Raw genomic sequence first — 8,285 nt, 5'->3', positions numbered from 1 at the left:
CATTTTTGCCAGAAAGCGCTCTTTGCGGGTGGTTCTGCGTTTATGGACAAACTCACTGTCTGCGATGTCTGCGAAACTAAGCTGGCTCATGGACAGAAACTCAAGCTGGAAGCGATGGGAGTATTATCTCATGGCTAGGGACTTAATCGCACCTTCCCTTACCAATGAACTTGGTCTTATAAAATGTTTTTTTATTTAGTAATAATTACTTCTATAACAAAGGAAAATCTGAAAACACACCATCCACCCCCCACTCCATCAACTGCCCAGCCTGACGGGTTGAATTCACGGTATAACAATACAGCTCATAACCCGCCGCCTTTACCTGGAATGCCTGATCCTGGGTCAGACGCCCGGCCTTCAAATGGAGACTCAGGGCACGGACCTTTTCCGCCTTACCCTGCCAGCCCCGGGGCAACGACTCAAACAGACAGCCAATGGGATAATCAGAACGGGCCCTGAACAAAAGCAACGCTTTATAGCTAAAGCTGGACACCAGCAGTTTATCTTCTGGAAACCCACTCACCTGAAGCGCATCAACCACACTATCCACCAGCCGGTGAAGGGAACAACCATTGGGCTTGAGTTCAAGGTTCAACCCAAGGCCCAGTGTTTTAATCATCGACAACGCCTCACTGAGCAAAGGGATACGCTCACCGGAAAACGCCTCTGCAAACCTGCTTCCGGCATCCACTTCCGAAAGCTGACTGACCTTGAGAGAGTTCAACCGCCCCGTATGCCCCGTAGTCCGGTTCAGTCGCCGGTCGTGAAAAAGAACGGGGACGCCATCCCCCAGCAGAGTGACATCCAGCTCCACCCAGGGCACCCTCAGCCGTGCCGCCGCCTGGATTCCCGCAAGGGTGTTTTCAGGAGCCACTCCTGCGGCTCCCCTGTGACCAATCACGCGGCTCATCCACATTTCAGGAAACCCTTTTATTGGCAGACTATGCTTTCTGACTCACCCTCTGATAGGACAGTAACATAGATGCAGCCGGTTTTACTCAGTATTGATGTGGGCACCCACACCCTTCGCAGTGCCCTGGTGGACCTGGACGGGCAGATTCTGGCCTGCAATGAAGAACCCCTGCTGGTCTGGAAAACCGCTCTGACCCTGGAGTTCTCCTCAGACAATATCTGGCAGGCGATGACTCACAGCGTTAACCGGCTGCTCAGGGAAAACCCCATCACCCCGGCCCAGATCCAGTCCATTGGTATCGACGCCACCTACTCCATGGTACTGCTTGGTGAGGAGATGACCCCCGTGCCTCTCCCCCAGAGCCAGAAAGCCAACATACTGGGCTGGATGGATCACCGGTCAGCGCGCCAGGCCAGCTACATTGCAGGCATGCATCCCGGCCTGCTCAATGGCGCAGGCTCACAAGTTACCCCTGAAACCAATCTCTGCAAACTGTTATGGCTCTATCAGGAAGCGCCTGATACCTGGAAGCAAACCCATCACCTGATGGATCTCTGCGATTTTCTCACCTGGAAGTGCACCGGGTGCAAGACCCTCTCCCCCACGTCCACCGGTTCAGGCATTCCTGCTGTGGAGTTTGCACAGCTGGGGATTGATATTCAGGATCGACTTGAGGGAGAGCAGGTGCCGTTCTGCTCTGCTATTGCTTCCGGCCTTACCCCGGACAGTGCAGAACAGCTGGGCCTGAAACCAGGAACCCCCGTGGCCACCGGCATGATTGACAGCCTCGGCGGTACCCTCGCCACCATCATGGCCCGCCACTGGAATGATAGAAGTGAAGACACGCCTGTGGACATTACCCGAAGGCTCAGCATGATCGGTGGCACTTCATCGGTCTATATGGCCTTCCACCAGCAAGCCATCAAAGCCCATGGGATTGGAGGCCCCTTTCCGTCACCACTGCCGGGCTATCACATGAATTTTGTTCGACAGACGGCGGGAGGGGCACTGATTGATCATATTCTGACTTCTCACCCAGCCTTTACCGAGGTTCAAAACAGCGCCGTCAGCCTGGGCATCAGTGTTTACGAATTTCTGCACCAGCTGCTGACAAAAATGGCTTCAGGTCACTGCAGCATCAGCGAGCTGACCCAGGACCTTCATGTTCTTCCCTACTTTGCCGGCAATCACTGCCCCAGGGTGGATATGAGCCTGCAGGGTATGATCACCGGCCTCACCCTGGATAAAAGTCAGGAGTCGCTTGCAAGGGTTTACCTGGCCACCCTCCAGGCACTGGCGCTTGGAGCTCGCCATAACTTCGAACACCTGGAACAGGCGGGTTATCACTTTGAACTTCTGATGCCTGCCGGAGGGCTGGCCAGAAACCCGCTCTTTATGCAGGAGCATATCAATGCCATGAATTGCCCGGCCGCAATGCCGGAACAACACAACCCCATGCTGATGTCCGGTGCGCTGACCGGAGCCGTGGCTGCAGGCATTTATCCGGATATTGAAAAGGCCATGGGCGCAATGACCCGATACACTGAGATCATCGAGCCAGAAGCCCAACTGAATTCATTTTACGACAGGAAGTATTCGGTGTTTCTTGAATTGTACGAAGATCAGATGAAATATCGAAGATTGATGAAAGAGAAGGAGAATTAATCAGAGGAGGGAAAGAAAATGGGGTGGGCGAAGGGGCTCGAACCCTCGACCGCCGGAATCACAATCCGGAGCTCTGCCAACTGAGCTACGCCCACCATTTCAGTCTGTAAGAGAGCCTTCAGCGTTAAAGAAAACCTTTCATGCCTCACCAGACGCCGCTGATTATAAGGAAACCGCGGCGGCTTGCAAGTCCAGTTTATTGATTTTCCATGAATTTATGATCGTTCATTGAAAGTCTGCTTATGCCAGGGCGGGCCCAGACGGCTTTTGACGTCCTTTCCAGGCAGAAAACAGCTGATTAAACGCCACCGCCATAAGAATCAGCAGCAATGCCCCCCAGGTATGGACGGAAAGCGCCTCATGATTAATGGTGGCTCCAAGCAGTACACCAATCATTGGCACCAGGTAATTATTCAATGAGGCAAATACAGGACCTGCATCCCGGATCAGCATCATATAGAGAAAATAAACCAGCCCTGCACAGAGGGTTCCCAGATAAACGACAGAAGCAACACTGGGCAGGGAGGGCTCAATGGTGGTAACCGGAGCCATCAGCAGTGCAACGGCAAGAATCTGGATCGTCGCAGTACCCAGAACATTGCGGGCAATGACCAGCGGGTGCTCGTCTTGAATGCCCTTCAGCAGCAACAGCGCTACCGCAAAACAACCCGATGCAAAAATAATCGCTCCGGCGCCCAGCAAGTTGGTTTCACCCGTGCCCGCCACCAGCTCCGGATAAAACAGCATAACCAATCCGGCAAAGCCCAGAACGACACTGCCCAACCCTGCCAGGGTAATGCGTGCCCCCTTAATGACCAGTGGTGCAAGCATGACCGTGAAGAATGGAATGGTGCCCATCAAAATAGCGGCAACCGCAGTATCAAGGTATTGCTGCCCCCAGGCCACCAGAACAAAAGGAATGGTCGCTTCCAGCAGCCCGATCAGGCTGAACTTGAACCACTGTCCCCCTTTGCCCTTAAGGCCGAGGAACTGACAGATGGTCAGCAATGTCAGGAACCCCACCAGTGAACGACCGGCACCGACCCAGAGAGGAGGAAGATCCGCTACTGCCATTTGCTGAAAGATAAACTGAGAACCCCAGATCGAACCAATTCCGAGGAGAAAGAAATAATTTCGTAACATGGTCAATAGCGACTTAGCTGTTTTGGACAGGGCGGTCATTTTATTCAGGGGTTATCTATTGATAAAATGAAACATTACCATTACTGCTATGCATCAAATTAATACCTCATTACCCTAAGCGAAGACATCCCCCTTCCTACTGACCAGCCAATGACTAACATCAACCGGATCGACCTTAACCTGCTCAGAGTCTTTGACCTGCTTATCACCGAAGGCAGCGTCAGCCGAACAGCCAACCGTCTATGCCTTTCCCAGTCAACGGTCAGCCATGCGCTCTCACGGCTCCGACGGCAGTTCAATGATGAACTCTTTATACCGGTGCACGGAGGCATGGCCCCCACAGAGCAGGCCCGATCCATCGCTCCACTGATCCGTCAGGCTATGCTTCTGCTGGAACAGGGAATCAACCAGAAACCAGGTTTTGACCCTGCTAACAGTACCCGTAAATTTCGCCTGGCAGGAGGAGACTATATTGAGCTGATGTTATTGCCCCTCCTGATGGAGCAGATCACCCGGGAAGCACCGGGTGTTCAAATTGAGCTGCAAGGACTAAAGGCCTGCGATTATTCAAAAGAGCTGGAAGCCGGGGAAGCTGATATTGTCCTAGGGTTTGCCAGCCCACAACACCTGTCGGATAAGTTAAAACAGTACCGCTTTCTGAATGAGCAGCTGGTGGTGGCTTCCGCAACATCACTGGCACCGGATCAGACCCCACTTTCAGCGAGCCACCTGGCATCCCTGAGTTTTATCTACCCCTCTAACTGGGGGCACTCCCAGGCTTTAATGGATCAATGGTGCCGGGAACAAAACTTTGAAAGAAAAGTCGCCATCACCGTTACCGGCTTCGTCGCCGTCCCAAGACTGATGGAAAAAATGGGCGCTGTCACAGTCTTGCCCTGCGCTGCAGCCCAGTATTATCAACAATGCTATGGCTTTTCCTGGCACCCTGTCGGTAACCAGGGGCTGAGCTATCACCATCAGATGGCCTGGCACCCTTTGAAAGACAGTGACCCGGGGTTAATCTGGCTAAGGCAGGAAATTCTGAAAGCGGCTGAAAGGTTGAAAGACTGATAAGTTAAAGCAGGGAGACTGCATCATTGGTACCTCCTGGTTGATTGCCTCGCCCCTTCCAGTGAATTAGTCTCTTTTCCAAAAGCTCCCAAACCATGAAAAGAGACAACCCAAACAAAGACAGTATCAAGACTCCGGCAAACAGCTGCTCCATTTGAGCCATTGAGCCAGCCCCCAGGATAAAAGCCCCAATCCCGTATCGGGCACCAATCATTTCTGCAGAAACCAGCAGTATCAAACCAATAGCCGTGGTCAGCCGAAAAGCAAGAAAAGTGGGGGGAAGCACCCCGGGAATAATAATCATCCTGACCTGTTGAAGCCTCGTCAGACCAAAGGTTTTTCCCATTTCAATCAAGGAAAGAGGCACCGAGCGAACCCCCTGATAGACGCAGAACACCACGGGAAAAAAAACGCCAGCCATAATCGTTGCAATCCTCGCGGTGTCACTGATACCAAATACAAGAATAAACACCGGCAACAGCGCTATTTTTGGGATAGGAAACAGCAATACCAACCAGGGGGACAGCACCCTTCTCATAACAACAGACAGGCCGATCAGGAGCCCGGTCAGCCAGCCGGATAACACGCCAGCCAGCCAGCCTATACCCAATATCTTCACTGAGGCCCCTATGTGTAAATAAAAGTCCCGGGTACTCAGCAAATCCGTAAAAGTGATAAACACTCTCCAGGGCAGTGGCAGGATACTTCCAGGGTTTAACCAGGCCAAAAGGACATGCCACAGGAGCACACCTGCAACCAGGCTGAGCAGGCCTGTGAAAATGGTTTTCATCAAATCACTGGCCTCTGGTCAGCCTTGAGCACTTCCGCTTTCATCACGCCCCAAATCACTTCACGAAATGCCTGCGCCCCAAAGCGGCCCAAGTACTCCCCCACATCAATACTCTGGAGAACCCTGGCGGGACCTGAGCTGAGTAAGACCACTCGGTCAGCAAGATCAATCACATCTTCCAGTTGATGAGTCACCAGAACCCGGGTCATCGGTAAAACCTGACACCAGGCCCTGAACTCTTCCACCAGCAAGCACCGGGTCTGGCCATCCAGCGAGGAAAAAGGCTCATCCATTAATAACAGTGAGGGCTCGCCCACCAGAGCCCTGGCAATGCCCACTCTCTGCTGCATGCCACCAGAAAGCTGGTAGGGATATCGGGCGGCAAAGGCCTCCAGCTTCACCATAGATAACACACTATCAACCCTGTTTTTGACATCATTACCCGAAAGCTCATTTCTGGCTTTAAGCCCCAGGGCAACATTGTCAAAAACTGTGAACCATGGCAGTAAACGAAAATCCTGGAATACACACCCTGTATCCAGATGGCTTTTTGAATGCTCGATTCTTCCGGATGTGGGCTGAAGTAAACCAGACAATAGTTTTAGCAAGGTGGTTTTACCGCAGCCTGAAGGCCCAAGAATAGCCGTTGTCTGATTTGCTTCAACCGTAAAACTGAGGTTTTGAAGCACCTCAAAACCTGGAAATTGAAAATGGACACGATCAAGTAGAATCATTACTCTCCCGCTTTATCATCAAGGAAGGTCACATACTCGCTGGCAACCACATCACTGATCTGGATGCGATCTGAAACCATTCCCTGTTTTTTGAACCATTCTAACTGCTTCTTCAGGCTGTTTACATCCAGTTCTCCGTAGGGATCCAGATAAACGGGAAAACCAAGAACCTCTTTTTTGGAAACGGCTGGAAGTACGAACCGGGAAATAATCTCTGCGACCTGATCACGATCAGTAGCATACTCTTTAGCAGAAGATGCCATAAATAGCTTTCGATAGTATTGAACCGTCTCATAATAGGCTGACAAAAAACGCCTCAACACATCCTGCTTCTTTTGCAAAACGCCCTTTGAAGCCAGGATCGCTGAGACCTGCCATGGCGTTTCCTCTCCCACATGCCCAATAACATGGGCTATTTTCTCGCTTTCCATACGGTGGGCAATATTGCTGGGAAACACACTCCAATCAATACTCCCGTTATACAAAGCCGCTTTCATGGCCATTACTGACCCCAGGGGGACCAGCTGGATATCCTTGCCAAGAACCCAGCCATATTTGTCAGCCAACATTCCTGCAATATAGTGTGGGGTAGAGCCAATATCAGGAATACCAATCTTCATTCCCTTCAGCTGCGAAGGCTTTCGGACACCTTTGCTCCATAGGGCATTGGAAACCGCATAGGCTGAACCTGGCCAGCCTTTAATATCCCGGGTGCTCCCGCCTATGATTTTAAGCTGATGACGGCTGCCCAGATTATAAGCTGCAGCGGTAATTCCCCCCTGACCAATATCCACTGCACCGGACGCGACCGCCAGAGTAACTTTCTGAGCAGAATCAAAAGTCGATATTTCCACATCAAGGCCCTGTTTTGAAAAGAGCCCTTTCTCTTTACCCACTGCAATGATGCCACCTGACATGAAATTCAGCGTTCCAAACCGCAGCACCTCTTTTTCTGCTTTCTCCTTAACCTGAGCAACTGCAAAATAGCTATAGAAAAACGCCAAATTTAACAGCACAAAGACAAACTGAATCCGCTTCACGAACAGCATATTGAAAGATCTGACGGTTTGATAAAAAGGGAAAGCCTTGGTTGAGTGGAACCCAAAGTTAGCTTGCTAAACAGAGTAGGCGAATTATTTTATTTTTCACAATGTTATTGTAATGAATGAGGGCAGCCCATGTGGTTTTGGCCTTTGAAAGCAAATAGGATCATGTTCGTTCGGTCATTTTTCTGACCATAAACAAAAACCCCAACCGATTGCTCGATTGGGGTTTTCTAATAAGTGCCTGGCGATGACCTACTTTGTTCGTATCGTCCTGATACTCACCCCTCCGGGGCCTGCCTGAAGGCAGTCCAAAATCGTTCCTAACGATTTTGTCACATGGGTAGCTGCGCTACCTGTCCATGATCGGAACATTAACCCATGCCAAACCATTAATAAAAAAGCCCGATCAGTTTCCTGTTCGGGCTTTTGTATTAAGTGCCTGGCGATGACCTACTCTCACATGGGGAAACCCCACACTACCATCGGCGATCCGTCATTTCACTACTGAGTTCGGGATGGGATCAGGTGGTTCTAACGCTCTATGGTCGCCAGGCGAAACTTTAACAAGAGAAGTTTATTTCTCTTGTCTGGAATCCGGTAATTAAGCTGTTTTCTTGCTTCACACTCATCTATGTATGGCGTACGACCTCCAGGGATGGAGGAAGTGCTGAAAATCGTCTGGAACGATTTCAGTAAATCGCTTTGGCGTTATATGGTCAAGCCGCACGAGTCATTAGTATTGGTTAGCTCAATGCCTCACAGCACTTACACACCCAACCTATCAACGTCATAGTCTTTAACGGCTCTTTAGGAGAGTCTAGCTCTCAGGGAAGTCTCATCTTGAAGGGGGCTTCCCGCTTAGATGCTTTCAGCGGTTATCCCGTCCGAACATAGCTACCGGGCAATGCGTCTGGCGACAC

7 protein-coding genes, 1 tRNA gene and 2 rRNA genes are annotated in these 8,285 nt (G+C 51.0%); 2 read left to right on the top strand and 8 right to left on the bottom strand.

Going from position 1 to position 8,285, the window contains the following annotated elements:
- Window positions 1–211: 211 nt before the first annotated feature.
- Window positions 212–913 (bottom strand): glycerophosphodiester phosphodiesterase family protein, encoded by a 702-nt coding sequence (locus ACNRUY_RS25255; protein WP_488114435.1) that lies wholly within the window; start codon window positions 911–913, stop codon window positions 212–214.
- Between the two features lie 72 nt (window positions 914–985).
- Here ACNRUY_RS25255 and ACNRUY_RS25250 point away from each other — a divergent pair, with 72 nt between their 5' ends.
- Entirely contained in the window at window positions 986–2,581 is a 1,596-nt protein-coding gene (locus tag ACNRUY_RS25250) for an FGGY-family carbohydrate kinase (protein WP_488114434.1), read from the top strand.
- Between the two features lie 19 nt (window positions 2,582–2,600).
- On the opposite strand, the gene ACNRUY_RS25245 is transcribed toward ACNRUY_RS25250, so the two are convergent.
- Both ACNRUY_RS25245 and ACNRUY_RS25240 read right to left on the bottom strand, forming a co-directional pair.
- Window positions 2,601–2,676: transfer RNA gene (locus ACNRUY_RS25245), tRNA-His, on the bottom strand.
- A gap of 145 nt (window positions 2,677–2,821) precedes the next feature.
- Window positions 2,822–3,724 carry a DMT family transporter gene (locus ACNRUY_RS25240; protein WP_488114433.1) on the bottom strand — a complete coding sequence of 301 codons (903 nt, stop codon included), beginning with the start codon at window positions 3,722–3,724 and terminating at the stop codon, window positions 2,822–2,824.
- 150 nt (window positions 3,725–3,874) lie between these two features.
- Between ACNRUY_RS25240 and ACNRUY_RS25235 the strand changes: the two genes are divergently transcribed.
- Window positions 3,875–4,795, top strand: a complete 921-nt coding sequence (locus ACNRUY_RS25235) for a LysR family transcriptional regulator (RefSeq protein WP_488114432.1) — start codon at window positions 3,875–3,877, stop codon at window positions 4,793–4,795.
- Between the two features lie 4 nt (window positions 4,796–4,799).
- On the opposite strand, the gene ACNRUY_RS25230 is transcribed toward ACNRUY_RS25235, so the two are convergent.
- The 5 genes from ACNRUY_RS25230 to ACNRUY_RS25210 all read right to left on the bottom strand — a co-directional run.
- Complete coding sequence (locus ACNRUY_RS25230) at window positions 4,800–5,585, bottom strand: ABC transporter permease (protein WP_488114431.1); 786 nt, start codon at window positions 5,583–5,585, stop codon at window positions 4,800–4,802.
- Window positions 5,585–6,319, bottom strand: coding sequence for an ABC transporter ATP-binding protein (locus tag ACNRUY_RS25225; protein WP_488114430.1), 735 nt, complete (start codon window positions 6,317–6,319; stop codon window positions 5,585–5,587). The genes ACNRUY_RS25230 and ACNRUY_RS25225 overlap by 1 nt, the downstream gene beginning before the upstream one ends.
- A complete protein-coding gene (locus ACNRUY_RS25220; RefSeq protein ID WP_488114429.1) occupies window positions 6,319–7,368 on the bottom strand; it encodes an ABC transporter substrate-binding protein in 1,050 nt (349 codons plus the stop codon). Before ACNRUY_RS25220 ends, ACNRUY_RS25225 begins: the two co-directional genes overlap by 1 nt.
- Window positions 7,369–7,802: 434 nt before the next feature.
- Window positions 7,803–7,918, bottom strand: a 5S ribosomal RNA gene (gene rrf / locus ACNRUY_RS25215).
- 159 nt (window positions 7,919–8,077) lie between these two features.
- Window positions 8,078–8,285: ribosomal RNA gene (locus ACNRUY_RS25210) — 23S ribosomal RNA — on the bottom strand; the annotation flags it as partial.

The organism is Endozoicomonas sp. Z74, assembly GCF_057680865.1.
Note: the sequence above shows the minus strand (reverse complement) of the source record. Positions and strands in the feature narration are given on the sequence as shown.

Coding starts and splice junctions, on each gene's coding strand:
- ACNRUY_RS25255 (WP_488114435.1), bottom strand. CDS start 913: ATGAGCCGCGTGATTGGTCACAGGGGAGCCGCAGGAGTGGCTCCTGAA.
- ACNRUY_RS25250 (WP_488114434.1), top strand. CDS start 986: ATGCAGCCGGTTTTACTCAGTATTGATGTGGGCACCCACACCCTTCGC.
- ACNRUY_RS25240 (WP_488114433.1), bottom strand. CDS start 3,724: ATGTTACGAAATTATTTCTTTCTCCTCGGAATTGGTTCGATCTGGGGT.
- ACNRUY_RS25235 (WP_488114432.1), top strand. CDS start 3,875: ATGACTAACATCAACCGGATCGACCTTAACCTGCTCAGAGTCTTTGAC.
- ACNRUY_RS25230 (WP_488114431.1), bottom strand. CDS start 5,585: ATGAAAACCATTTTCACAGGCCTGCTCAGCCTGGTTGCAGGTGTGCTC.
- ACNRUY_RS25225 (WP_488114430.1), bottom strand. CDS start 6,319: ATGATTCTACTTGATCGTGTCCATTTTCAATTTCCAGGTTTTGAGGTG.
- ACNRUY_RS25220 (WP_488114429.1), bottom strand. CDS start 7,368: ATGCTGTTCGTGAAGCGGATTCAGTTTGTCTTTGTGCTGTTAAATTTG.